At 59.3% G+C, this 25,611-nt stretch carries 18 protein-coding genes; 13 read left to right on the plus strand and 5 right to left on the minus strand.

Going from position 1 to position 25,611, the window contains the following annotated elements:
• Positions 1 to 34 precede the first annotated feature (34 nt).
• Complete coding sequence (locus G3T16_RS11380; protein ID WP_163495371.1) at positions 35 to 1,228, plus strand: lytic murein transglycosylase; 1,194 nt, start codon at positions 35 to 37, stop codon at positions 1,226 to 1,228.
• A 47-nt stretch (positions 1,229 to 1,275) separates the two neighbouring features.
• Here G3T16_RS11380 and G3T16_RS11385 read toward each other — a convergent pair whose 3' ends face one another.
• The 3 genes from G3T16_RS11385 to G3T16_RS11395 all read right to left on the minus strand — a co-directional run bounded on the left by G3T16_RS11385 (position 1,276) and on the right by G3T16_RS11395 (position 5,437).
• Positions 1,276 to 3,339, minus strand: a complete 2,064-nt coding sequence (locus G3T16_RS11385; RefSeq protein ID WP_163495372.1) for a BCCT family transporter — start codon at positions 3,337 to 3,339, stop codon at positions 1,276 to 1,278.
• Between the two features lie 161 nt (positions 3,340 to 3,500).
• Positions 3,501 to 5,114, minus strand: coding sequence for an amidohydrolase family protein (locus G3T16_RS11390; protein WP_163495373.1), 1,614 nt, complete (start codon positions 5,112 to 5,114; stop codon positions 3,501 to 3,503).
• 107 nt (positions 5,115 to 5,221) lie between these two features.
• The gene (locus G3T16_RS11395; RefSeq protein ID WP_163495374.1) at positions 5,222 to 5,437 is read right to left on the minus strand and encodes a dodecin; all 216 of its coding nucleotides are present in this window, start codon (positions 5,435 to 5,437) and stop codon (positions 5,222 to 5,224) included.
• Positions 5,438 to 5,628: 191 nt separating this feature from the next.
• Between G3T16_RS11395 and G3T16_RS11400 the strand changes: the two genes are divergently transcribed.
• From G3T16_RS11400 to G3T16_RS11425, 6 genes are all read left to right on the plus strand, one after another.
• Positions 5,629 to 5,877, plus strand: coding sequence for a DUF2970 domain-containing protein (locus tag G3T16_RS11400; RefSeq protein ID WP_163495375.1), 249 nt, complete (start codon positions 5,629 to 5,631; stop codon positions 5,875 to 5,877).
• A 56-nt stretch (positions 5,878 to 5,933) separates the two neighbouring features.
• On the plus strand, positions 5,934 to 6,917 hold the full coding sequence (locus G3T16_RS11405; protein WP_163495376.1) for a diacylglycerol/lipid kinase family protein: 984 nt from the start codon (positions 5,934 to 5,936) through the stop codon (positions 6,915 to 6,917).
• Positions 6,914 to 7,729, plus strand: a complete 816-nt coding sequence (locus tag G3T16_RS11410) for a metallophosphoesterase family protein (RefSeq protein WP_163495377.1) — start codon at positions 6,914 to 6,916, stop codon at positions 7,727 to 7,729. Before G3T16_RS11405 ends, G3T16_RS11410 begins: the two co-directional genes overlap by 4 nt.
• Before the next feature lie 166 nt (positions 7,730 to 7,895).
• Positions 7,896 to 11,102 carry a S8 family serine peptidase gene (locus G3T16_RS11415; RefSeq protein WP_163495378.1) on the plus strand — a complete coding sequence of 1,069 codons (3,207 nt, stop codon included), beginning with the start codon at positions 7,896 to 7,898 and terminating at the stop codon, positions 11,100 to 11,102.
• A gap of 33 nt (positions 11,103 to 11,135) precedes the next feature.
• Positions 11,136 to 13,337 (plus strand): PQQ-dependent sugar dehydrogenase, encoded by a 2,202-nt coding sequence (locus G3T16_RS11420; RefSeq protein ID WP_163495379.1) that lies wholly within the window; start codon positions 11,136 to 11,138, stop codon positions 13,335 to 13,337.
• A 143-nt stretch (positions 13,338 to 13,480) separates the two neighbouring features.
• A complete protein-coding gene (locus tag G3T16_RS11425) occupies positions 13,481 to 14,080 on the plus strand; it encodes a hypothetical protein (protein WP_163495380.1) in 600 nt (199 codons plus the stop codon).
• 176 nt (positions 14,081 to 14,256) lie between these two features.
• On the opposite strand, the gene G3T16_RS11430 is transcribed toward G3T16_RS11425, so the two are convergent.
• Both G3T16_RS11430 and yghU read right to left on the minus strand, forming a co-directional pair.
• Entirely contained in the window at positions 14,257 to 14,973 is a 717-nt protein-coding gene (locus tag G3T16_RS11430; protein ID WP_163495381.1) for a YebC/PmpR family DNA-binding transcriptional regulator, read from the minus strand.
• Positions 14,974 to 15,097: 124 nt separating this feature from the next.
• Positions 15,098 to 15,943 (minus strand): glutathione-dependent disulfide-bond oxidoreductase, encoded by an 846-nt coding sequence (gene yghU, locus G3T16_RS11435; protein WP_163495382.1) that lies wholly within the window; start codon positions 15,941 to 15,943, stop codon positions 15,098 to 15,100.
• A gap of 324 nt (positions 15,944 to 16,267) precedes the next feature.
• On the opposite strand from yghU, the gene G3T16_RS11440 reads away from it, so the two are divergent.
• The 6 genes from G3T16_RS11440 (at position 16,268) to G3T16_RS11460 (ending at position 25,466) form a co-directional block, all read left to right on the plus strand.
• Positions 16,268 to 17,500 carry a metal-dependent hydrolase family protein gene (locus G3T16_RS11440; protein WP_163495383.1) on the plus strand — a complete coding sequence of 411 codons (1,233 nt, stop codon included), beginning with the start codon at positions 16,268 to 16,270 and terminating at the stop codon, positions 17,498 to 17,500.
• Between the two features lie 416 nt (positions 17,501 to 17,916).
• The gene (locus G3T16_RS21120; protein ID WP_197911648.1) at positions 17,917 to 18,174 is read left to right on the plus strand and encodes a hypothetical protein; all 258 of its coding nucleotides are present in this window, start codon (positions 17,917 to 17,919) and stop codon (positions 18,172 to 18,174) included.
• On the plus strand, positions 18,135 to 19,415 hold the full coding sequence (locus G3T16_RS11445) for an aldehyde dehydrogenase family protein (protein ID WP_197911649.1): 1,281 nt from the start codon (positions 18,135 to 18,137) through the stop codon (positions 19,413 to 19,415). Before G3T16_RS21120 ends, G3T16_RS11445 begins: the two co-directional genes overlap by 40 nt.
• 574 nt (positions 19,416 to 19,989) lie before the next feature.
• Positions 19,990 to 21,204, plus strand: a complete 1,215-nt coding sequence (locus tag G3T16_RS11450; protein ID WP_197911650.1) for a CaiB/BaiF CoA transferase family protein — start codon at positions 19,990 to 19,992, stop codon at positions 21,202 to 21,204.
• A 206-nt stretch (positions 21,205 to 21,410) separates the two neighbouring features.
• Positions 21,411 to 22,916 carry a GMC family oxidoreductase gene (locus G3T16_RS11455; RefSeq protein WP_197911651.1) on the plus strand — a complete coding sequence of 502 codons (1,506 nt, stop codon included), beginning with the start codon at positions 21,411 to 21,413 and terminating at the stop codon, positions 22,914 to 22,916.
• A gap of 282 nt (positions 22,917 to 23,198) precedes the next feature.
• Positions 23,199 to 25,466 (plus strand): TonB-dependent receptor, encoded by a 2,268-nt coding sequence (locus G3T16_RS11460; protein ID WP_163495384.1) that lies wholly within the window; start codon positions 23,199 to 23,201, stop codon positions 25,464 to 25,466.
• The last annotated feature ends 145 nt before the right edge of the window (positions 25,467 to 25,611 follow it).

Consider the following 25,611-nt stretch of genomic DNA (forward strand, 5'->3'; position numbering starts at 1 on the left):
AACTATCGCAACTGCATCCACAGGAGCCTGAGTCATGCGTTTTCGTCCCACCAATGTCCTGCTGGTCTTGCTGCTGGCAGCGACTGCCAGCGCCGACGACGAGTTTGCGGTCTGCCTCGCCGGCCTGCAGCAGCAGGCCCTGGATGCAGGTGTGGCCGAGCCCCTGGTCATGGCACTGGTGCCGGGACTTGAGCGACAGGCGCGGGTTCTGGAACTGGACCGACAACAACCCGAGTTCGTGCAGACCTTTGCCCAGTATCTGGACGCCCGGGTGACACCGGCGCGGATCGAGCGCGGCCGTGTCCTGTATCGCCAGCACAGGGATTTCCTCCGCCAGCTGACGCGGGAGTACGGCGTCCCGGGCCAGTATCTGATTGCCTTCTGGGGCCTGGAAACCAACTTTGGCAGCTACCTGGGGCGGATGCCCACGCTGGATTCGCTGGCCACGCTGGCCTGTGATGCCAGGCGCAGTGAATTCTTCAGCGCAGAGTTTATCGCCGCGCTGCAATTGTTGCAGCGCGAAGAGCTGGACCCGGCTCAGATGCGCGGCTCCTGGGCAGGCGCCGTGGGACATACCCAGTTCATGCCCACCTCCTACCTGCGCTATGCGGTGGATGGCGATGGCGATGGCACTGTCGACCTGTGGCGCAGCGAGCAGGACGCGCTCGCCTCGGGCGCCAACCTCCTGCGCCAGCTGGGCTGGCAACCAGACTTGCGCTGGGGCCGCGAGGTACAGTTGCAGCGTGACTTTCCGTTCGAACTGGCCGGCCCGGCCACCCGCAAGCCCCAGGCCGAGTGGGCGCAGCTGGGGGTGCGTCGCGCCGACGGAGCAGCCCTGGACGAGACAGACGAGCAGGCATCGGTACTGCTGCCGGCAGGTTATGCGGGTCCCGCGTTTCTGGTATATGACAATTTTGACGTCATCATGCACTGGAACCGGTCTGAATCCTACGGCATCTCGGTGGGCCACCTGGCGGATCGGATTACAGGGGAGGCTGGTCTGCGGCGCCCGCCGCCCGCGAATCAGCAACCGCTGTCACGACAGGAAATCGAGGCTCTGCAGACCCAGCTGAACCGGCTGGGTTTCGCCGCGGGCGATGAGGACGGCCTGCTGGGACCGGCTACGCGGGCTGCCCTGGCGACCTTCCAGCGCAACAATGGCCTCGTCGCGGACGGCTATCCCGATCGGGACAGCCTCGAGAAAATACAGCAGACCCGGGACCAATAAGCCGCGGCCTGGTTGCGGCCTTCGGCAGGCCCGGGGGCGGAATACCGTCAGCGGGCGTCCGGGTCCGGCGCCTCGGCCATCAACTGCAGCATTTCATCGTGCTCGGCCATTTTCCAGGGCAGGTTGCCGGGGGAAATGTGCAGGAAATGCAAATGCTTTTCGAACTGGTCCAGGATGTCGGTGATGATGTCCTGCTGGTCGAATCCGTAAATGTCATAGGACTGGCCGCCCCGGCGCAGGAATACTTCCGCGCGGTAGTACTTGTCCACCTCGGCGTCGATGTGGGTCATGCCGGGATAGGCGTAATCCGGCAGGGCCTGCTCCAGCATCCGGATTTCATAAATGAAATCCACCTGATCGGGCTTGATCACTTCCAGGTAAATACGTGTCCCGTTGTCCTCTGAATGGACAGTGGCCGACCAGCCCTGCTTGACGAGTTCGCGTTCCACCCTGTGCATGGCCTTGCTGACCGTAGTGGCGAGAAATTCGCTGACCTTGTCCCGGTCCGGGAAGGTGACCAGCCCCAGCAGGCGCCGGCGCCAGAGTCCCCGGCCGCTGGTTCCCGACAGGCGCTGCTGCAGGTCCAGCTGCAGGCTGTTGTGGTGATGCCCCTCTATCACCAGCGCACGCCACATGCCCAGCGCGGAGATGATCATGATGAGGGCGAATGGCAGTGCGCTGGCGATCGTCATGGTCTGCAGCGCGCTGAGACCACCGGCCAGCAACAGTGCCGCCGCCACTGCGCCCTCGGAAGAGGCCCAGAAGACCCGCTGCCATACCGGAGTGACGCCCGCGCCGCCGGAGGCGAGGGAATCGATCACCAGGGAGCCGGAGTCCGAGGACGTGACAAAGAAGGTGATGATCAGGCACACGGTGATGAAAGAGACTATAGAGGAGAGCGGCAACACTTCGTAGAGCTTGAACAGCGCCACCGCGTGATCTGCCTGCACGTCGCCGATCAGCGTGCTGTAGCCCTCGTTCATGATCTGGTGCAGCGCGGTATCGCCGAAGATGGAGAACCAAAGAAAGGTGAAAATGGAGGGCACCAGCATTACCCCCACGACGAACTGGCGGATGGTCCTGCCGCGGCTGATCTTGGCGATGAACAGCCCCACAAACGGCGCCCAGGCGATGGTCCAGCCAAAGATGAACAGGGTCCAGTTGCCGATCCAGTCGCTGCGGGTATAGGCCTGCAGATTGAAGGTACGCTCGATGATGTTGTTCAGATAGCTGCCGGTGTTCTGCAGGAAGCTCTCCAGGATGTGGATCGACGGGCCCACAATGAACACAAACAGCATCAGTGCCACCGCCAGTGTCATGTTGACGATGGACAGGCGCTTGATGCCCTTGTCCAGGCCGGCGACGACCGACAGGATGGCGAGCCCGGTGATGATTGTGATGGCGATGATCTGGACGGTCACGTTCACCGGCACGGCGGGCCACAGGTAGTTGATACCGGCATTGATCTGCGCGACCGACAGGCCCAGCGTGGTGGCGATCCCGAACATGGTGCCGAGAATGGCAAACACATCCACGGCGTGGCCCAGCGGCCCGTGGATACGCTCGCCGATCAGCGGATACAGCGCCGAGCGCATGGACAGCGGCAGGCCGTGACGGAAGGAAAAGTAGGCCAGCACCAGGCCCACGAGGCCGTAGATCGCCCAGATATGAAAGCCCCAGTGGAAAAATGCAATCTGCATCGCCTGCCTGGCGGCGTCCACCGTTTCACCGGCGCCGGCGGGCGGAGTGGCATAGTGCAGCACCGGCTCCGCGACGCCAAAAAACAGCAGCGCAATGCCGTAGCCGGCAGAAAACAGCATCGCGAACCAGGCCGGGAAACTGTACTGGGGATCGGCGTGGTCGGGGCCGAGCTTGATGTGGCCCCAGCTGCTGAAGGCCACGCTGACAATGAAGACCAGGAAGAAGGCCACCGCCAGCATATAGAACCAGCCGAAGGTGGTTGTGATATAGGCCAGAGTCGTGCTGAATACTCTGCCGGCCAGATCCGGGTTGCTGATGGTGCCGACCACCAGCAGGATGATCACAACCACTGCCGGCACGAAAACCGGAACCAGAATAGTGGAAGTACGGCCGCTGTCGCCCTGGGTCATAGGCTCATCCTGAAATACACGTGGAAGTGGTCTGGGCGCTCATGGTGCCCTGTCGACGCCGGACAAGCAAACCGGCCCCAGCCCCGCCCACGCTGCCGCTGGACCCTGCCCGGGGTGGCTGCTGCAGTGGATCGTGGCGCAGCACCGGCCCTCCCCGCGGCCTAGCGCGTGTCCGCCTCGTGCTGCCGGGCGACCAGGGCCCGCACATCTGCCAACAGCTGTTTGGCATCGAACACGATCCCGTCCCTGATCGTGTAGCGGATGCCGGTGCTGCGCTCCAGCACACCGCGCTCGCGGTCGAGCCGCTGGTGACCGGTGCCGTACAGCACCTTGAAATTGGCGAGGGGATTTTCGTCCACTATGACCAGATCGGCCTTCTTGCCGATCTCAACAGTGCCGGTATCGCTCGCGATGCCCAGTAGCTCTGCGCCATTCAGGGTGGCGGATTGCAGTACCTCCAGGGGGTGGAAGCCGGCTTCCTGCAGCAGCTCCAGCTCGCGGACATAGGCGAAACCGTAGACCTTGTAGATGAAACCTGCGTCCGAGCCCGCAGTGACCCGGCCGCCGGCATTCTTGTAGTCGTTCACGAAGCTCATCCACAGGCGGTAGTTTTCCTTCCAGGCAATCTCGTCCGCGGTGGTCCAGTCGAAGAAATAGGAGCCGTGGACGTCGGGGCTGGGTTCAAACGCGCGCATCATGTAGGGCATGGTGTACTCCTCATGCCACTCCGCGCGCCGCGCCCGGGCCAGATCGCGATTGGCCTCGTAGATGGTGAAGGTCGGATCCAGCGTGAAGTCCAGGGCCAGCAGTTCCTCGATGGTGGCCTGCCAGCGCGCGGACCCCGGCTTCGCCGTCTGCTGCCACAGCCTGCCGGCCTGGCCGAAGCGATCCTGCTCGTTGTTGTAGTTGTAGTCGTGTGGGTAGTTCTGGATGCGGCGGTCCTCGAACATGGCCTCGGGCAGGCCATACCAGTGCTCCATGCTGTCCAGGCCCTGGCGGGCACTGTCGAGGACGTCGATCCGGTTCACCGACAGCTGGGCATGGTGGTAGGCGGTGCCCATGTCCAGGGCCTGGGCTTCATCGAGCGCGGCGCTGATTACCCCGGGAGATCCACCCAGAAACTTGACCCCGTCGGCGCCCCTCTTGTGCACCGCGCGCACCCACTTGCGGGCGGCCTGGACGGAGGCCATGCTCTCGGGAAACATCGCGAATACCACCATGCGCGGCGCGGCGATGTCGCCTGCCGCGCTGCGTTGCTTGTGCTCCAGGGTCCAGCCCAGTCCCATGGAGGCGCCGACATCGCGCACCGTGGTAACGCCGTGAGCCAGCCACAGCTTGAGCACATATTCAGGGTCCGTCAGCGAGCCGGCGGCAGCATGGCTGGGGGTGCCGAGGTGGACATGGGAATCGACGAAGCCGGGCAGGATGAACTTGCCGCTGACATCCATTACTTCGGTGTTTTCGTCGCTGGCGGCCGCCGCAGTGTGGATGCCGCCGGTGCCGGCGCCACGAATCTCCACGATCCGGTCCTGTTCTATCAGGATATCCACCGGGCCCCGCGGCGGCGCACCGCTGCCATCAATCAGCATGCCATTGCGCAGCAGCAGGCGGGCAAATGGCCCGGCGCTTTCGGCGCCGCGCGCCGGAGCGGTTTTCGGCGGCTCCATGCCCCGGGCAAGGACGGCGGTAATCACTTCCTCCCCGGGCTCGGTCGCCTGGCCTGCCGGTGTGATGCAAAGCGCCAGGGTGAGAACAAGCAGGCTGGTCCGGTACATTGGGAGTCTCCTGTGATGCCGCCGCGATGACGATGCGAGGCGTATCAATATAACAGGAAAATTCCCGTTCTGTTGCGCCGCTCAGCGGCTGGCCGGGGCCTGCGGGTTTATTGGGGCGGTTCGATCGTCAATCCCAGTTTGATCGTCACCTGCCAATGATCCACCTTGCCTTCGAGGATGTGGCCGCGGATATCGGAAACTTCAAACCAGCGCAGATGCTGGACCGTCTCCCCGGTGCGTGAGATGGCGGTCTGCACAGCCTCCTCGACGGAATTCCTGGATGAGCCGGTAATCTCCAGTGTCTTGTATACATGGTCATTCATTGTACGCTGTCCTTTCTCACGTGAATGTGTAGCGCCGCTGCGCCCACCTGCAGCGGATGATAGGGGCTGTCCGGTTCCGGTTTCCGTGCCCTGGCACACAAACCGGTGCCTTCGGTTTTGGGGGCAATGCCCGCGCCGCGGCCGGCGGTGAAATTTTCAATCCGGCCGGCGTAAATGCGCTACCATGTCTCATGGATGAAAACACCTCGCCACCGACTGGGTCACCCCAGGCGCCTGTCCAACCGCCGGAGCGCGCTCCACATTCGGTCAGGGAGCTGATCGCGATCGTGCTGGCCGGCCATCTGGGTGTGCGCAAGCGTGTACAGCGGCACAGTGACTTCAACCGCGGCAACGGCCTGCAGGTATTTGTTGCGGCCGCCTGTTATTTTGCATTGGTGGTCGCCGGACTCGTATTATTGGTCCTTGTGGTCACGGCCTGACTGGCAGGCGGCCACAAACACGGCGGAGCACCCGCCCTCATTCGGACTGTGTTGTGATGACTGAGTCTTCTGCAGCTACGCCACGACCCGACGCCGCTACGCTGACCGGTCGCGAGCCCTTTTTCCTGGTCATGAACACCGGCTCCGGCAAGCAGGACGCCGATACTGTTCAGGAGACCATAGCCGCTGCGATGGCGGCGGCCGGCCGCCACTACCAGTTGCTGGCCGTGGTGGATGGGGCGGGCCTGGCGGAGACCGCCCAGCAGGCGCTGCAGCTGGCGCAGCAGCAAAACGGCATTGTCGTGGCTGTGGGTGGCGACGGCACGCTGAGCGCGGTCAGCCAGGTGGTGCTGGGTTCGGGGGTGCCTTTCGGCGTGCTGCCCCAGGGCACTTTCAATTATTTTGGCCGCAGTCACGGTATTCCCCAGGACCTCGGGCTTGCGCTGCGCTGCCTGCTGGATGCAGTGATCAAGCCGGTGAATGTGGGTCTGTTGAATGATCGGGTCTTTCTGGTCAATGCCAGCCTGGGACTGTATCCGCAACTGCTGCAGGACCGTGAAGCCTTCAAGCAGCGCTTCGGCCGCAGCCGCCTGGTAGCCCTCTGGTCGGCACTGGTGACGCTGCTCCGGGCTCACCGGCAGTTGCGGGTAGAGATCGAGAGCGACGGTAAAACCCGGCGGCTGCGTACACCCAGCATAGTGGTCGGCAATAATGCGCTGCAGTTGGAGCAGATGGGGCTGCAACGCTCGGACGAGCTGGCCCACGATCATCTGGTGGCGATCACCTCCAGGCCGTTGGGAACGCTGGCGTTGTACGGCCTGTTGCTGCGCGGCCTGTTGAGCCGGCTGGGCGACGACGAGCATGTGATCAGCTTTGGCTTCGATACCCTGACAGTGCGCCTGGGCGCGGGGCGGCGCCGCAGCAAGGTGGCCATGGATGGTGAAATTTTCTGGCTGCGCGCGCCGCTGGTTTTTACTGTGGCGCGGGGCCGGCTGCCGCTGCTGGTGCCGCGGGACCCCGCCCTGGCGGCAGATGAATGATCCGGGTGTTGCAGATTTCCGACCCGCACTTTGGCACCCAGCAACCCCGGGTGATGGCTGCGGCACTGGCGCTGGGTCGTCAGCAGACCCCCGACCTGGTGATCCTCAGTGGCGATATAACCCAGCGCGCCCGGCGCGGTCAGTTTGCTGCCGCACGCCACTTCGTCGACCAGTTTCACGCGCCGCTGCTGGCCGTGCCCGGCAATCACGATCTGCCGCTGTTCAATCTGTTCGCACGGCTGCTGAATCCCTACGGCAACTATCGCCGCGCCTTCGGCCGGAACCTGGAGCCGGAGTTTGAAACCGACCAGCTGCTGGTGGTCGGCGTCAACAGCACCCGGCCCGGCCGGCACAAGGACGGCGAGGTTTCGGCCAGCCAGATTGAACGGGTGGCCGCCAGGCTGAGCCAGGCCCGGCCACAGCAGTTGCGGATGGTGGTGCTGCACCACCCGGTGCGCGCTGCGGAGGCCAGCGACACCTCCAACCTGCTGCTTGGGCGGGAACAGGCGATACCGGCCTGGGTGGACGCCGGCATGGATGTGGTACTGGGCGGACATATCCATCTGCCCTATGTACTGCCCCTGTACGGGCGGGACGGCGAAGCAGGGCGCCGCGCATGGACCGTGCAGGCCGGCACCGCGCTATCCAGGCGGACCCGCGGCGAGGTATCGAATTCAGTCAATCTGATCAGTTATCAGCCCGGCAACGGCGCAGCCCACTGTACCCTGGAGCGCTGGGACTACGATGCCGCCGCGGACGGCTGCTTCCACCCCCGGCAGCGCACCACTCTGGCGCTGAACCGGCCCAGCTGAACGCGGCCGCCGCTGCCCCCTCCCGAGCTGATCCGGCAGCGCAATCAATCGGTATTTTTCACAGTGTCGGCCTCGTGACTGGCGGCATTGCCTCATTGTACTAATCTGATTAAGTCCGACGGCGCCTGCCGCCGTCATCCTCACAACAAGAATCTGGAGAACTGCAATGGCGATCAAAACGATGACCCTGGCGGCTGCGGTCAGCGTGGCTGTAGCCGGCCTCGTGGGCAATGCAACCGCGGTGGGGCAAACGGAAAACGGTACCGCTGACCGGATGATGCAGCAGCGTGCTGCGGATCAAGTGCCTGCCCATCTCACCCAGCGCAAACTCGATACCGCGATCACCACGGAACGCCGCGCGCGACAACCGGTCGATGCAGCACTGCGCGGTGCCAGTGGCCGCCAGCAGGTGATCGTGCGCCTGCAGGAGGAGCCGGTGGCGCGCATGCGCGACAAGTCGGCTGCGAGCCGCAAATCCTACAAGCAGAAGGTGAAGGATGAGCAGAAGAAGTTCATCGACCGGGCCAGCAAAGCCGCGCCCGGCGGCAGGGTGATCGCCCAGACGCAGGTGGTCGTCAACGCGGTCTTCATGGAAGTCGATGCCGCTGATATCGAGCAACTGGCACGCGACCCGGACGTCTTCAGCATCAACCGGGTAAAGAACTATGAGCAGCATCTGGCCGAAACCGTTCCCTACGTCGGCGCCGCCGCGGTCCAGCAGTTGGGCGTGGACGGCAGCAATATCAGGGTGGCGGTGCTGGATTCCGGTATCGACTATACCCACGCCGCGCTCGGCGGCGAGGGTACCCTCGAGGCCTACGAGGCGGCCTGGGGCACGGACATCGACGATCCGGCCAATACCAGCCGGGACGGATTGTTCCCCACCGCCAAGGTGGTGGAAGGCCACGATTTTGTCGGCGAGCTGTGGCCGACTTTCGGCGATCTCGCGCCGGACGACGATCCCATCGATTTCGATGGTCACGGCAGTCATGTCGCCGACATCATCGCCGGCGTCAACGGCATGGCTCCGGGAGCGGAGCTGTATGCGGTCAAGGTCTGCAGCGCGGTGGCCACGTCCTGTTCGGGTATCGCGTTGATCCAGGCTATCGAATATGCGGCGGATCCCAATGGCGATGGCGACCTGTCGGATGCCGTGGACATCATCAACATGTCGCTGGGCTCCAACTACGGCCAGCCCTTTGACGACGATCTCGCGGCAGCGGTCGACAACGCCTCTGCACTGGGCATCCTGACGGTGGCATCGGCCGGCAATGGCGGCAACAAGCCGTACGTCAATGGTACGCCGGCGGCGGCCCCCACCGCGCTGTCGGTGGCCCAGACCCAGGTGCCCTCCGCGATCCAGCCCTTCCTGACCCTGAACGGGGTCGACTACCCGGCGGTGTTCCAGCCCTGGTCGCAGGAGCCGACCGGCGTGATCAGCGGTGAGCTGCAATACGGGGATGGCGCCGGCGGCAATCTCGAGGGTTGCGATCCGTTCGCACCGGACAGCCTCGCGGGCCTGGTGGTGTTGATTGATCGCGGAGCCTGCAATTTCACGCTGAAGGTGAAGAATGTCGGTGATGCCGGAGGCATCGTGGGCATCATCGGCCTGGTGGACAGCAGCGATCCCTTCGTCGGCGGTGATGGCGGTGACCGGCCTATCGATATTCCGGGTTACATGATCAGCCAGGCCAACGCCAATATCTTCAAGGCCAGTGTCGGCGATGAGGTGACGGTGGACCCGGCCAAGGGTGTGCCGCTGGTCGGCCAGATGGTCGGCAGCTCTTCGCGCGGGCCCCAGCATGAATCGACCACGCTGATCAAGCCGGAGATCGGGGCTCCCGGCGCATCGGTATCCGCCATCGCGGGCTCCGGCGCCGACACCGGGCCGTTCGGCGGCACCTCCGGCGCAGCGCCGATGGTCTCCGGGGCCGCCGCGCTGCTGATGCAGAGCGAGCCCGGGCTGACACCGGCGGAGGTGAAGGCGCGGCTGATGAATACGGGAGAAACCGATATCGATACCGATCCGGTCAGCGGGCTGGCGCCGATTTCCCGCATCGGCGGTGGCGAACTGCGGGTGGACAGGGCCTACAATTCCCCGGTGTCCGCCTGGGATGCAGCGACCCTCCAGGGGGCCTTGAGCTTCGGTTTCATCGACGTGGACAAGAGCGTCGTGACGCTGAACCGGACGGTCAATGTCCGCAACTACTCGAACCAGGCCAGGACCTACAGCGTGGCGTCCGAATTCCGCTACGCCAATGATGCGGCGACGGATGCGGTAGCCGTGGAGCTCTCTTCCAGCAGTATAGAGGTGGACGCAGGCCAGACCGGGTCGGTGAACGTGAAGTTGACCATCCACGGTGACCGCCTGCCGGGCAACGCGATGAACTCGGGCAGCGAGGGCGCCAACCCCGCTCCGCTGACGCTCAACGAGTACGATGGCTACCTGGTGTTCGACGATGGCATGGACCCGATCCAGGTTCCCTGGCATGTGCTGCCGCGCAAGGCGGCCAATGTCAAGGGGCGTCAGGTGTTGACCTTCAAGGACGGTATCGACGAGATCAGGGTGAACAACATCGGCATGGGCACAGCGCAGAACGATGCCTACAGCCTGATCGCACTCAGTGACGATTTGCCCTCGGGTGGTGTGGGCGAACAATCACCGACACCGGACCTCCGCGCAGTCGGGGTCAATACAATCCCGGTTCCCGCCGGCTTCTGCTCGGCCGAGGCGTCATTCCTCTGGACCTTCGCGATCAACACCTGGGAACGGCAGCAGCACCTGTTGCCGGTCAGCCACCAGGTGCTGCTGGATACCGACCGCGACGGTGAGGTGGATTACATCGTCCTCAACCGGGACCTGTCTGGACTGGACACCATCACCGACGGCCGCCAGTTGTCGTGGGTAGTGGACAACGAGACAGGGGATGCCAGCGCATTCTTCTTCGCCGAGCACGCCACCAATACCGCCAATACGGTATTGACGATCTGTGCCGAACAGATCGGCATGAGTGACAGTGATCTGCTGGCCACTCCGGTGGATGTGTCGGTACTGGCCCAGGACTTCTACTTTGGTGGTCCAGGCGATGAAGTCACCGGCCTCACGATCACACCGCTCGGTGAGCGCTACTTCGCAGAGCCGGTGGACATTTCCGGACGTGGCAGGGGGGTCCTGACGGTCTACGACTTTGGTGAATTCGTGGGCAATACACCGGAACACGGTGTGATGCTGTTCACCAATGGCGACCGCGGGGCCGGTGCGCGGGCGGCGCCACCGCCGACACCGAGGCACTGCTGTTCACGGCCCAGTAGGCTTCGCGTGGCCGACCTCTCCTCTCCCGCCTCCGGGCGGGGGAGGTTTCCTGTACACTGAATCCCGCTGACATTGCCGGTGTGAGAGGCGCCCATGGTCCGGATATTCAAGCTCATCCCCGTGCTGATACTGGCATTTGCCGGCGCCTGTGGCGGTGGTTCCGGCGGGGATGAAGGGCCGCCCGGGGCGCCGCAGCCACCGCCGCCAGGTGAGCCCTTCGGGCTGACCGAGCGGGAATCTCTGGCACCGCTGTCACTGCCGGGAGAACCGGTGTCGCCGGGCAGCCTGTCACTGAGGCAGCGCTATCCGGCGCTGAATTTCCCCGGCGCCCTGTTCCTGGCTGCGGTTCCCGGCGAGGACCGGCTGGCGGTAGTGCGGCAGTCGGGGCGGCTTGAAGTCTTCGAGCAGGCGGACACGGTGGCCAGCAAGCGCACCGTACTGAATCTGGAGCAGCGGGTTTTGTTCGCGGGCGAGCAGGGCCTGCTGGGACTGGCATTCGACCCGGACTTTGCCGGCAACCGCTATATCTACCTGCATTACAGCGCGGCCGAGCCGCGGCGCTCGGTGATTTCCCGGTTCCACTGGCCGGTGCAGTCGGACCTTGTGGATCCCGCCAGTGAGAAGATCATCCTGGAAGTGGCGCAGCCCTTCGCCAACCACAATGGTGGCATGTTGGCCTTCGGGCCCGACGACATGCTGTATATCGCGCTGGGGGACGGGGGTGGCGGCGGTGATCCCCGCAACAATGGCCAGGATACCACTACGCTGCTGGGCAGCCTGTTGCGCATCGACGTCCATCCCGCGGATCCCGCCCTGCCCTATGCAGTGCCATTGGACAACCCGTTTGTAGATGATCCGGCAGTCCGCGACGAGATCTGGGCCTATGGCCTGCGCAATCCATACCGGTTCTCCTTTGATCGTGCAACCGGGGAGCTGTGGCTGGGGGATGTGGGGCAGGGCGCGCTGGAGGAAATCGATATTGTCCGCGCGGGTGACAACCTGGGCTGGCGGGTGTTCGAGGGCACGCAGCGTTTCGACGGCAGCGCCAACATGTTGCCGGACAACGCGTTCACCCCGCCGGTGTTCGAATACGGCCGGGCCGAGGGTATCGCCGTGATTGGTGGCTATGTGTACCGGGGCTCGGCACTGCCCTCCCTGCTGGGGCACTATATCTACACCGACTTCGGCTCGGGTACCGTCTGGGCGCTGGATTACGACGGCGAGCGTGTGCTCAGCAACCAGGTTATCGCGACCGCCGATACCCCCACTTCACTGGGAGAGGATCATGCTGGAGAAGTATTTGTAGTTTCGCGGCAGGGCGGCCTGTTCGGCTTTACCGAGACCGGTGGCGGAGAGATCCCCGACCGGCTGTCGAAAACCGGCCTCTTCACCGATCTGGTACAGCTGGCGCCGGCGGACGGCCTGGTCGAATACGCCGTAAACCATCCTTTCTGGTCGGACGGCGCGTCCAAGCGGCGCTGGATCGGCTTGCCCGGCAACAGCCGGATCACCTTTTCCGCAGCGGACTCCTGGGATTTTCCCGCCGGGACGGTGATCGTCAAGCACTTCGAGATCCTGCTGGACGAAGCCGACCCACAATCCTTGCGGCGCCTGGAGACCCGGGTTCTGGTCAATGGTGAGGGCGGCTGGCGCGGCTTTACCTATCGCTGGGACGAGGCGCAGCAGGACGCCGTCCTGCTGTCCGGACGGGAAACGCAGCAGTTGACCCTTCGCAACAGCGCCGGTGTCCAGCGCGAGCAGTTGTATACCTACCCTGGCCGCAGCGACTGCCTGCGCTGCCACACCGCCGCGGCGGGCCGGGTACTGGGGATTCGCAGCGCGCAACTCAATGGAAACTTCGACTACGATGGCACGGTGGACAATCAGCTGCGCAGCTGGAACAACATCCAGTTGTTCAGCCAGGACATCGGCGCCGCGAGCCAGTACCCGGCTTTTGCGGGGCCAGAAGACAGTGCTGCCTCTGTCAGTGACCGGGCCCGCGCCTACCTCGATGTCAATTGCGCCCACTGCCACCGCCCCAACGGGCCGACCCCGGTGGATCTGGACCTGCGTGCCGGCATTGATCTGGCGGCGATGAATGCAGTGAATGAAATGCCGCAGAGCGGTGGTCTGTATTCTGTGGATGCGCGCATCATCGTGCCGGGCGAGCGGGATCACAGTATCCTGTGGCAGCGCATGCTGCGCCGCGACAGCCAGGCGATGCCGCCCCTGTCCAGCCACCGGGTGGACGAGATGGGCAGTGAGCTGGTGGGGCGATGGATCGACCAGTTGTAGCGCTGTCCAGGCGCCTGAGAGTACACAGCCATGCCTGCCGCTCAGACCAGAGATGCGGCAATGGCGCGATTTTGCTTGCCTTCACCGAATTCTCGCGCGAGAGTGCCCTTCTTCCAAACAGACTGCAGGAATGAAGATCATCCATGAAGCTCGCGATTCTGATACTGCTCGTACTGCTGGCGGGTTGCCAGCAGGGTGCCACCATCCCCGGAGGGCAAGCCTCCCATTGTGACGAGACCGACAACCTGCTGGTGAACCCCAGCTTCTCTGCCGAGAACGGCCGGATGCAGCCCTGGCGGGGCTCCCAGCACGCCGGCGAACCGTCCTTCGAGACCTCGGTCAGCAACGGGGAACTGACGATCGAAAAAATCGGCACTCAGCCCTGGTTCAGTCTGGCGCAGTCCCCCGCGGCGCGGTCATTGCGCGGACAGGAACTGCTGTTCCGGGCAGAGTTGAAGCTGGCGCTGGACACCGAGGGGCTGGATGGTTCCTCCGTGGCCGGCGGTGGCCAGCAGGTGCTGATCTGGGGCAACATGGATCCGGTTCTGGGCGGCGACAGCCTGGTCTACAGCAGCACCCTGGAAAACGAACCGCGCCTGGGCCACACCGACTGGCTGCCGGTCACGCTGACTTTTCGCGTACCCGAGGATGCCACCCGCATGCGGGTCGGCTTTGTGCACCAGGCAAACGGCAACCTGTCGATTCGCAATCCCGCGCTGTATCGCTGTGGCGGCGGGGTCTGATTCGGTGTGAGGGCGCTACTGCCGGAGAGTACTTTCGAGACCGTATGCAGCAGGGATGCTGCATCCGAGCCCCCACGGACGGGTTAACGGCGGGTCTCGAAAGTACTCTCCGGCAGTAGTGACCGGATTATAGACACCCAATCGCCAAAGTAAGTGCCATTCATCTTGAAGGAATACTAGCTGGCGGCGCTGTGATAGACGTTCTGCACGTCATCCAGGTAGTTGAGCAGATCCAGCAGCTTCTCCAGCGAGGCACTTTCCTCCTCGCCCAGAATCACGGTGTTCTGGGGCACGAACTGGACTTCGTCGACTTCGAATTCGACGTTGCCCAGTGAGTCCTGCAGCGCCTGCCTGGCCTTGAAGTGCTCCGTATGGGGTACGAACACGCTGACCATACCGTCCTCGCTCTCGATATCCGTTACCTCCACGTCGGCCAGCAGCAGTGCTTCCAGTGCAGCTTCTTCTTCGCTGCCGCTGAAAACGAGAATGGCGCTGTGATCGAACAGGTGGCTGACGCTGCCCGGAGTGCCCAGCTTGCATTTGCTCTTGGTGAAGCAGAGCCGGACGTCGCCGAAGGTGCGGTTGGGGTTATCCGTCAGACAGTCGACGATCACCGCGCAGCCGCCGGGACCGAAGCCCTCGTAGCGGGCCACCGCGAAATCCTCGCCACCGCCACCGCGTGCCTTGTCCAGCGCCTTGTCGATGACGTGGCTGGGTACCTGGTCCTTCTTGGCGCGTTCGATCAGGCTGCGCAGCGCGAGATTGCCCACCGGATCGCCGCCACCGGACTTGGCGGTGACGTAGATTTCCCGGGCATACCTGCTGTACACGCGGGCCTTGGCGTCGGAGGTCTTGGCGATGGAGTCTTTGCGGTTCTGATAGGCGCGACCCATAGGGAGTGTCCAGTAGCCGGTAAATCCGCGCATTATAATGGCCGCGGGCCGGCTTGCCGACACATTTAGTGCCGCAACTTCAGCGCCCGCGCAGGCGCTGACGCCGGGTCCCGCTCGCGCCGTGCTACAGGTCGAGGTCGCTGGCGTCGTGCCGCTCGGGGACCTGCTCCTCTTCCGGACCCCAGATCCGGTTGACCCGCCGCCCCCGCTGTACTGCCGGGCGGGCCTGAATGTCGCGGGCCCAGCGGTTGAGGTGGGTATAGGATTCCACGTCCAGGAACTCTGCGGCCTCGTAGATATTGTCCAGCACCAGGCCACCGTACCAGGGATAGGTGGCCATGTCGGCAATGGTGTATTCGTCGCCGCCCAGATAGCGGCGGGACGCCAGGTTGCGGTCCAGCAGGTCCAGTTGGCGCTTCACTTCCAGCGCAAAGCGGTTGATCGGGTATTCCAGCTTTACCGGGGCATAGGCGTAGAAGTGGCCGAAGCCGCCACCGAGGAAGGGGGTGGCGCCCATCTGCCAGAACAGCCAGGACAGGCACTCTGCGCGTTGGCCCCGCTCGGTGGGCAGGAAGGCGCCGAACTTCTCCGCCAGGTAGACCAGGATCGCGCCGGACTCGAATACCCGCACCGGCGTCGCAGCACTGCGATCGAGCAGCGCGGGAATCTTGGAATTGGGGTTGATGGCCACAAAGCCCGAACCGAACTGGTCGCCCTCCATGATCTGGATCAGGTGCGCATCGTACTCCGCGCCGGACTCGCCCAGCGCCAGCAGCTCCTCAAGCATTATCGTGACTTTGACGCCATTGGGGGTGGCCAGGGAATACAGCTGCAACGGGTGCTTGCCCACGGGCAGCTCGCGCTCGTGGGTCGGCCCGGCGACAGGCCGGTTGATGCTGGCAAAGCGGCCACCATTGTCCTTTTCCCAACTCCAGACCCTTGGTGGGGTGTACTCGGTATTTTCGGTCATGAGGCAATGTCCTCCCTGTATGGCTCCTGCGATCCAGCCCGATTGTCCGGCTGTCGCGGAATTTTCCAGCGTCCGTACCAGCTTGGCGAGTTCCGTTGGCTGGGAATCGTTGACCGGTGTTTTCACCATGATAACGGCGGGGACCGGGAAGCAAAAGGCCTGTCGCCGCTCCGGCTCCCGGGACCAGCCAAAGGCCGGACAACTCATGTGCTACAGAAACCGGACAAATCTCTACTAACCACGTTCCACAGCGACAGGTGCGCGCGCGGTTGAAGCCTTGTACCATCCGGCTGTCGAATCCCGGGTACAGTGATAGAAGGCCATATGAGTTCAATCAAGATTCTGCAGAATGCCGTTATCTTTGACGGCATCAACGAAGACCTGGTCGAAGGCGGCAGCGTCGTTGTGGAGGACGATAGAATTCGCGAAGTCGCGGATCACGCGGTGACAATTGACGGTGCGGAAGTGCTGGACCTGGATGGACGATTCTTGATGCCAGGCCTGCTGGACCTGCACTTTCACGGCTATTCCCCCAGTTTCAACATGAGCCGGCTCGACCGAATGCCCAGGGCGCTGCTGGTCAGCAATGCCGTGCGCATACTTGAGGGAGCCCTGCAGCGAGGTTTCACCACTGTCCGTGACCCAGGCGGCGGTGATATAGGATTGGCGCTGGCCGTCGAGCAGGGCTTGATCAACGGTCCCCGGTTTCTTTTCGGCGGCAGAGCGCTGTCCCAAACCGGCGGACACGGCGACATGCGACGGCACGATGAGGTGGAACTGTGTGGCTGTGCCTACTCGGGTGTCATTTGCCAGGTGGTGGACGGCGTGGACCAGATTCGCAAAGTTTGCCGGGAAGAGCTTCACAAAGGCGCCCATCATATCAAGGTCTTTGTGTCGGGGGGTGTTACCTCACCCTCCGACCCCGTCTGGATGCCGCAGTATACGGACGAGGAGCTTCGGGCCGCGGTCGAAGAAGCAGGTTCGCGCCGCAAATACGTGGTCGTGCATTGTCATACCGACGATGGCGCCCGGCGCAGTGCCGCCGCCGGTGTGCGCTCCATTGACCACGGTACCGAGATAGGGGCGGAAACCGCTGAACTGATAGCCCGCAGGGGCGATTGCTACGTGGTGCCTACCCTGGCGGTGATGAGAGTAGTGCTTGATCTGGGCCCTCAGTTGGGCATGCACCCCGAAAGCCTGGAAAAAATGAAACCGCTCTGGTCAAAATGCCTCCAGAGTATCGAAAACTGCCAGCGTGCCGGGGTGAAACTGGGCCTGGGGACCGACATCTTCGGCACCGAAAACCACTACTTCCAAAGCCGGGAATTTGAATTGCGGGGAGAGGTCAGCAAACCGCTGGATGTCTTGAGATCAGCGACGTCAATCAATGCCGAGATAGCGCAACTGGCCGGGGAAGTGGGAGAAATCTCCGCCGGCGCAATTGCCGATATGATCGTGCTCGATTCCAATCCCCTGGACGATCTGTCCGTTTTCCAGCACGCAGGGAAAATGCCGGTAATCATGCGTGGGGGGCGATGGGTGCGCAGGTCGATATAAGCTGACAGGCGGCAGGCGGCAGGGCGTTCTACCCCATCTTCTGCGAGGCTCGAGTCAACGGCGTGCAGTGAGGGGTATACCACTGCAGGCATGCTTCCATATCACCTTAATACTTTGAAAAATATAAAAATATTGACCTGGCTCGAATTTCGCCTGACCGCAAAGCCCAAATCTACAGGAGTTCCTGGGGGCCCTGCAAGCATAGTGACTGACTTGCCAGGCGTCGGTTCTGGCCTTCAGGATCACCCAGTGGTTTCGAGCCTTGCATTCCTAATCAAGAATGTAGTATTTACATATAGGTTCTTGTGGTTGTATCATCCGGCTCAACTGCTTCGAGCGGGCCGGTACAGTAGAAAAAGAATAGAGAATCTCTACGCCCCCGCCATACATGGTCCCCAGTGAGAGTGGAGCGTCAATTGAAACTTAGTCTGCAGTCGGTTTTGGAACAGTCGAAACTATCTCCGGGAAGACTCTATATTCAGGGTGAGTGGGTTCGGGGAGCGGGTGATCGATTTCAGCAACTGCATCCGGCAAATAATGTGGTCATGAATGAGTTCGTTGAGGCCGGGGAGCGCGATGTGAATGCCGCAGTCAGTGCTGCCCGCGAGGCGTTTGATAAAGGCCCTGGCCTCGAATGCCGGCGCATGACCGCAAGAGAATACTGCAACCACTAATCGAACGCGTATACCAGGCGGAAGAGGAACTGGCCTTACTCCAAACCCTGGATAATGGTACGCCATACAGGTTCAGCCGTCATTCGAGGCTATCCGGGAAGGCGGCAGCGGACATTCTGGATCATTATGCGGGTTGGTGCGACAAAATCACTGGCGAGACTTACCCCCAGTTCACCGCAGAAGCGAACCTGCAGTATCTGTCTTTTCGAGAGCCGATAGGAGTGGCTGCGGCAATTATCGCATTCAACGCGCCTCTGGCAATGTTTGCGACGAAAGTGGGAGCCGCTCTGGCGAGTGGATGCACGATTGTAGTTAAACCCTCTGAATATACAAATATCGCGGTAAGCCGGATGGCTGAAATATTCGCGGACAGTGACCTTCCCCCGGGGGTCTTCAACTTCATTACTGGTGGTTCCAGGGCGGGCGCTGCGCTTTCGTCGCACCCCGATGTGGATAAAGTTTCGTTCACCGGAAGTGCGTCTGTCGGGGAACAGATTCTTGCAAGCAGCGGCCAGAATATGAAGCGGGTATCACTTGAGCTTGGCGGTAAGAGTGCAGGAATAGTTTTCGACGACGCTCGCAGTATTGAGGTTGCGGCAAAATCGTTGATGGGGCTTTGTTCGACCTTCTTGTCGGGGCAGATCTGCTCCACCCCAAGTCGCGCTATCGTTCACCGGTCAAAGATTGATGAGTTTGTCAATTTTTGTTCTGAACAGGTGAAAACCGTCAAGTTTGGTGATCCGTTCGATGCAAGTACTAACACAGCACCAATTATTTCAGAAAAACAGGTTAATCGAATTCTCAACTATATTGACAGTGGCCGAAGTGAAGGGGCTACTTTGTGCTTTGGCGGTGATAGGCCGGGTGGTGAACTGGAGAATGGGAACTGGATAAACCCTGCACTATTCGTTGACGTTAAAAACGACATGAGGATTGCGAGAGAGGAAATATTTGGTCCCGTACTCTGCGTTATTCCCTTTGATACGGAAGAAGAGGCTGTCGCTATTGCAAATGACAGCGAGTATGGCTTGGCTGGATGCATATATACAGCCGATGTAAGCAAAGCTTTTCGTGTTGCCAGAGCAGTACGTAGTGGCTCAGTTGGTATAAACGGATATGCAAGCAGCCCGCACTCGCCGATGGGTGGTATCCGGCGATCTGGAATAGGGCGAGAGGGCGGGTGGGCTGCTATCGATGCATTTACTGAGATAAAAACAGTCGTGCTCAATATGGACGGTTGACGGCGAACGTGTCCTGTAAGTCATGTTCAGAATGTTCGATGCCGTTTGAGGTCTGGTGCATTAATAAAAATGGAGAAGTTATTGGAATCAAGAAGTAGTCAGCGACCGAATGACCCTGTGCTACTAGGGCAAGGGCTATGGTGGCAGGACATGTCAGTCGGTGCCAAGTTCAGAACATATACACGCACTGTTACCGAAACTGACCTGGTTCAGTTTGTGGCGTTGACGGGAATGACTGATAGCACATTCCAGGACGCCGAGGCATCGAGCCCAATGGGGGGCGCCCGGTACCTGGAGCATTGACCTACGCTCTAATAGAAGGATTCATCGTTCAATCGCTAATTCGAGGCACAGGTATAGCGATGTTATCGTGTGAACAGGAAGCCATTGCTCCAGTACGGGTGAACGATACGATCCATGCTGTTGTTGAAATAGCGGCAGTCAAGCCAACATCAAGTACTAAAAGAGCTATTGTCGATTCTGTTATATCCGTCTTCAATCAGTCAGACACTTTAGTGTTTCGTTACACCTCAAAGCGCATGATTGCCGGGGCTCCATCTTCGGAGGGGGAGGTGTGATTGCGCCGCTCTCGGGAATTCGTGTTATCGATCTGACGACAGTTGCGATGGGGCCGTTGGCAAGTCAATGGCTCGGCGATCTGGGCGCTGATGTGATCAAGGTAGAGGCGCCGGAAGGTGATTCTACCCGGCGTACGGGGCCGGCAATTGAGCAGGGGATGGCGGCGCTTTTCATCAGCACCAATAGAAACAAGCGGAGTATTGCGCTAGACCTGAAAACCGATGCTGGTCGAGATGCACTTCTATCTTTGATCGACAGTGCTGACGTATTTATGCACAACATCCGTCCGCAGAAGCTGGCTGGACTCGGGCTTGGGCATGTTGAGCTATTGAAAAGAAACCCCAAGCTGGTTTACGCAGGATTACACGGATTTGGAGAATCCGGCCCTTACGGTGGGAAGCCTGCGTATGATGACATTATCCAGGCTTTATCGGGATGCGCAGACCTCATGGGAAAACAAAACGGGGTTCCTGGATATTACCCCTCTATTATTGCTGATAAAACGACGGGACTGATTGCGGCAATTGCTATTCTTTCGGCGATCATCGGACGTCAATCAAGCGGGGAGGGAGTAGTTGTAGAAATCCCGATGTTTGAGTGCATGACTGCTTTCAATCTGGTTGAACACTTATATGGACATATATTCAATCCACCGGTAGCTCCCCTTGGCTATCCACGCGTACTTTCAAAGGATCGCCGTCCGCTTAGAACCAGGGATGGATACGTATGCATGATGCCCTACACTGACTCACACTGGCGTGCATTTTTTAAAGAAGTAGGAGCCAGCGAACTCATAGATGATCCTCGGTTCAGTTCAATTGGGGATCGTACACAGCACATAGATGAGTTGTATAAAATTCTATCCTCTTACCTCCTGCAAAGAGACTCCTTCGACTGGCTCACTGTGTGTGAAAAGCTGGGAATTCCTGCTGCTCCAATTCGATCTCTCGACGATTTGCTAAAGGATCAGCACCTTGAAGAGGTTAACTTTTTCCAGAGCTATGACGACCAGAGTATAGGCGGTATTTGTACACCCGGTGTTCCGATACTGATCAACGGAGAACGTCCAAAGTCAAGAATACCGCCACGCCTTGGAGAGCATGGGCGAGAAATACTCCAGGAAATTGGCTATGACCAGGAAAAGCTAAATCGACTACTGAGATCCGGCACTGCGCAGAGAGAGAAGATGGGCAGTAGTCCACTGGGGTAGTGAGTTATGAGTGGGCAACGGATTGCCGGAGTTTATAGGACCCGAAACTCAGACAGATTGTTACAGCGAACGGGACGGGATATCAGGGTAAATGTGGCCTGAAGGAATGGTGATTTGAAGACAAGTTTTGACTATATCGTGGTCGGCGGTGGATCGGGGGGGCAACGCTTGCTGCAAGGCTAAGCGAGGATTCCAGCTGCTCTGTATTGCTTCTTGAAGCAGGCCCTGAAGACAACAAAGTGCTGATTGATATGCCGCTGGGCTTTCGGCTGATTCGACAGCTTGCGTTGTTTGATTGGGGCTATAGTTCAGAAGCGGAACCGCATGCTCATTCAAGGTCTATTCACACGCCAAGAGGCAAGGTGATGGGCGGGTCTTCATCTGTCAATGGAATGATCTATTCGCGTGGTCATACCCGAGACTACGATGAATGGGAGAATATGGGGGCGAAAGGATGGTCGTTCGATGAGGTTCTTCCATATTTCAAGAAGTCGGAATGTAGTGACCGCGGTGCTTCGCATTGGCATGGGGATTCAGGTCCCATGCAGGTTTCGCGTATCCTGAACGATGATCCGTTTGTACAACCGAACAGGGAAGCTGCAAATGAGCTGGGCTATCCTGTCGTAGATGATTTTGAGTCAGGATCACATGAAGGATTTGGATTACCTGATTTGACGGTTGGGGGTGGTTATCGTTCAAATACATCTCGAGCATTTCTTCGGCCAGCTCAAGATCGAGCAAACCTGACAATAGTTACAGGGGCTCACGTAACCCGTTTGCTGTTTGAGCGCAAGCGCGTGACTGGTGTGGAGTATCGCCGTAGAGGTAAATTGGAAAAAGTATTCTGTGAAGATGAAACCATTCTTTGCGGCGGTGCTTACGGAACTCCGCAATTGCTGATGCTATCTGGTGTAGGGCCGGCAGACCATTTGCGTGAGCATAACATTGGTATAGTGACTGACTTGCCAGGTGTTGGTTCTGGCCTTCAGGATCACCCGCTGGTTCCGATGACTTTCCGTAGCCGTTATCCATTGCGAGTGCGGCGGGAAACGCGCATTGATCAAATTGTAGCGTCGGCACTGCGGTGGTTTTTTACCGGCAAAGGTTTTTTAAGCACCCAACCTCTTTCTTCTGTAGCATACTACAAGTCCAGCCCTGCACTGAACAGGCCTGACCTGGAGTATGTACTCATACCGACAAATCTGGCAGCTAGAGTATGGTGCCCTGGGCTTCGTAAGCCGAGCGAAGATCTTCTATCTGTGTACAACATCCTGCTAAGGCCGGAAAGCCGAGGCACTGTTCGTTTGAAGTCAAGCAACCCAGATGTTTCACCTGCCATAAAGTTCAATCTGCTTGAGGCGGATCACGATGTCGAACTACTGCGGCACGCCATAAATTGGACAAGAGAGCTGATGTCAACTCAGTCCATGGCTTCGCTAGTAGGTGATGAATCCATGCCGGGTGATGCTGTGAACAGCCAGGAAAAGTTGACTGAGTACATTCGTTCGTCCGTGGTTACTGCCCAGCATCCGGCGTGCACATGTCGAATGGGCGTCGATGCGCTGAGTGTTGTGGACCCAAAACTGAGAGTTCACGGGTTGGAAGGACTACGCGTCGCCGATGCATCAGTTATGCCGACATTGATCGGTGGGCATACGAACGCAACGTCGGTGATGATTGGAGAGCGTGCCGCAGACTTGATCCGTAACTAGCCCGACTGCGCATTCCTGATTAAGAATAAAGTATTTACATATAGGTCTATGTGGTTGTATTATTCGACTCAACTGCTTCGAGCGGGCCGGTACAGTAGAAAAAGAATAGAGACTTTATATACCACTTAGGAGCGACTACCGCCCGCTTCCTTGCTGCGTGTAACGCTCAATTCAGCCGTTGGTCACCGGTAGTGTTGCGAGTAGCTATAAGCGGAAAGATTCCAGGCCGGCCTGGTCGGCAATATGATTGATATAAAACATCGAGATGTAGGAGCGATAACTATGAATAAGAAACTCTGCGGCACTAAAATCAAAACAGGGAAGACCGGTGCGTTCGTTGGAACATTGGCTGCTATCACGGCATTGCACTCTCCAGGTTCTGCGGCGCAGAAGTTGGAACTGGAAGAGATAATTGTCACAGCGACAAAAACAGCGGAATCGGTGCGCGATATTCCAATGAGTATCGAGGCATTTACCGGTGACAGCTTGTTGGACAGAGGTATCGTCGACGTAAAGGGTTTGTTTGATAGAACTGTTGGTGTCTCCTACTCCAATAGCAGGACTGTAATTCGGTCCGTTGCTGCAAACACCGTATCGAACTATGTGGTGAGTGAAGAAACGGGTCGCTTCCTGGGAGACATATCTCTCAACCCGCCGTCAGTCAAAGGCGGATTGGCGGATTTCGATCCATTTGATATGTCATCGGTTGAAATTCTTAAAGGGCCACAAGCAACTCTTTTTGGTGGGGCTGCTTTAGCGGGCGCTGTTCGTTATGTTCCCAATTCCGTAAATCACAACGAATTCGAAGCCAGGCTCAGGATGGCCTACGGTGACGTGAGCGAGTCCGATGACCATTTTATCTCCAAGTCGTTGATGTTGAATGTGCCGGTCTCTGAAGACTTCGGATTCCGGTTTGCAGCGACGGGGAACGATGTGCCGGGTCAAATTGACGATACTTTTTCCGGCAGAAATGACGTCAACTTCTCTGACACCGAGCAATACAGGGCTATTGCCGACTGGCAGCTCAGCGATCGGTGGGTTCTGACCGGTACTTACCAGAAATGGGAGAACGAATCCGAGACACCGTTTACAGACAACCCGGATGAATACACGATTTCTACTCGGCGATCCCCAGGTCCGAGTGAGAGTGAAGTTGAATTATTTGAGGGGCGGCTGGAGTATCTGGGCGAGACTTCCACTGTGACGGCTTTGGTAAGTCAGGTGGACAACACTTACAGTTGGGACATTGATCTGGTGCCTGTACTTGGGAGCGTGGGGATAATTCCAGATGCGATTACGCAACAAGATTTCATTGATTCAGAAGCCGATGTAACCAGCTACGAGCTAAGATGGTCAAGCAATTCTCCGATTGTTTCTTCCAGCTCATTTTTAAATGGATGGTCATATCTCTTTGGCCTTTACCGAATGGAGGCGGATCAGATCAAGAAAGAGGCTGTAGTGGTAACGGCACCGCCGGCCCTCGCTCCTTTCCTGCCCTTCATTGTGCCAGGGGTCCCGGTTGTTCCATTGGACAATGGTAACTTCGCTACGATTCAGGATTCGAGGGCTGAAGTCGATGTAACTGAAACGGCGTTCTTCATGGATATCGGGAAGTCCTTTTTAGACGATAAAATTGATCTGGATCTCGGGTTGCGCTATGCGGACTCGAGCGTTGATAGTGATGTGTACGACGTTTTCAGTGGCTCGATAGAAAATTTGAGAAAGTTCAGTGATGACGATGACCGCATCAACCCAAGTGTCGCTATCACCTGGAATATAGAGGACGATGTTTCGTTGCGGGCCAGTGCATCGGAAGGGTTTCGTTATGGTGGCGCTAACGCTATACCAACTAGTGAGCGTGAGGCTGAGGGAATCCCTGACACATTCGGCTCGGATTCGCTGTGGAACTATGAGCTGGCCTTACGCAGTGATTGGTTGGATCGCACCCTGCGATTTGATGCAACTGCATTCCAAATTAACTGGGACGACCTTCAAATCGTACAAATAAGTGATGCCGCTCTCAACTATGTTGACAATGTGGGAGGCGCTGAAATCCAGGGGCTTGAGTACTCTTTGCAATACGTCGTTCCTGAGAATACACAATGGGTGCCTGATGGGCTTTGGCTGACAGTAAGTAATGCCAATATAATGTCCGAAACGACCGAAGCTTTTCAATCCAGTGGATCGACTGTGGAGAAGGGTTCCGAGCTTCCCCTTTCGCCAAAGCGAACAACTGCGGTTGAAATTGGCTGGTCAGGCAACATGAATAATTTTGAGATGAGTCTTTCTGCAAATTACAAGTACTCAGGCGACCGGAAGAACGACTTGCTTGGTACCCGGCGTTTGCCTTCCTATGAATTGTGGGGCCTGTCCGCAAGGGTGTCGAATGATGCGTGGTATCTGCGGCCAGCAATAGGCTTGACGGTTACAAATTTGACTAATGAAGTATTCTCGCATACCGCCATTCCAGGAATTTTGAACCCGCTGGCGACTACTTATGTTCTTGGGGCTCCAAGAACAATTGCTTTGAACTTCGAAATTAGTCTATAGGTGCTTGGGTATACATACCTGTGCTTCGCTTGGTGTTGAGCAGCTGGAGGTGGTAGTCCATGACTACCGCTCCCATTAATAGGCCGAGTAAAGAATCTGCCTCCGCAGACCTTGTCTCGCTATACAGCACAATAGACTATCCGGA

It is taken from the genome of Kineobactrum salinum, from assembly GCF_010669285.1.
In the GTDB taxonomy this organism is placed as follows: domain Bacteria; phylum Pseudomonadota; class Gammaproteobacteria; order Pseudomonadales; family Halieaceae; genus Kineobactrum; species Kineobactrum salinum.

Coding starts and splice junctions, on each gene's coding strand:
- G3T16_RS11380 (WP_163495371.1), top strand. CDS start 35: ATGCGTTTTCGTCCCACCAATGTCCTGCTGGTCTTGCTGCTGGCAGCG.
- G3T16_RS11385 (WP_163495372.1), bottom strand. CDS start 3,339: ATGACCCAGGGCGACAGCGGCCGTACTTCCACTATTCTGGTTCCGGTT.
- G3T16_RS11390 (WP_163495373.1), bottom strand. CDS start 5,114: ATGTACCGGACCAGCCTGCTTGTTCTCACCCTGGCGCTTTGCATCACA.
- G3T16_RS11395 (WP_163495374.1), bottom strand. CDS start 5,437: ATGAATGACCATGTATACAAGACACTGGAGATTACCGGCTCATCCAGG.
- G3T16_RS11400 (WP_163495375.1), top strand. CDS start 5,629: ATGGATGAAAACACCTCGCCACCGACTGGGTCACCCCAGGCGCCTGTC.
- G3T16_RS11405 (WP_163495376.1), top strand. CDS start 5,934: ATGACTGAGTCTTCTGCAGCTACGCCACGACCCGACGCCGCTACGCTG.
- G3T16_RS11410 (WP_163495377.1), top strand. CDS start 6,914: ATGATCCGGGTGTTGCAGATTTCCGACCCGCACTTTGGCACCCAGCAA.
- G3T16_RS11415 (WP_163495378.1), top strand. CDS start 7,896: ATGGCGATCAAAACGATGACCCTGGCGGCTGCGGTCAGCGTGGCTGTA.
- G3T16_RS11420 (WP_163495379.1), top strand. CDS start 11,136: ATGGTCCGGATATTCAAGCTCATCCCCGTGCTGATACTGGCATTTGCC.
- G3T16_RS11425 (WP_163495380.1), top strand. CDS start 13,481: ATGAAGCTCGCGATTCTGATACTGCTCGTACTGCTGGCGGGTTGCCAG.
- G3T16_RS11430 (WP_163495381.1), bottom strand. CDS start 14,973: ATGGGTCGCGCCTATCAGAACCGCAAAGACTCCATCGCCAAGACCTCC.
- yghU (WP_163495382.1), bottom strand. CDS start 15,943: ATGACCGAAAATACCGAGTACACCCCACCAAGGGTCTGGAGTTGGGAA.
- G3T16_RS11440 (WP_163495383.1), top strand. CDS start 16,268: ATGAGTTCAATCAAGATTCTGCAGAATGCCGTTATCTTTGACGGCATC.
- G3T16_RS11445 (WP_197911649.1), top strand. CDS start 18,135: ATGCCGGCGCATGACCGCAAGAGAATACTGCAACCACTAATCGAACGC.
- G3T16_RS11460 (WP_163495384.1), top strand. CDS start 23,199: ATGAATAAGAAACTCTGCGGCACTAAAATCAAAACAGGGAAGACCGGT.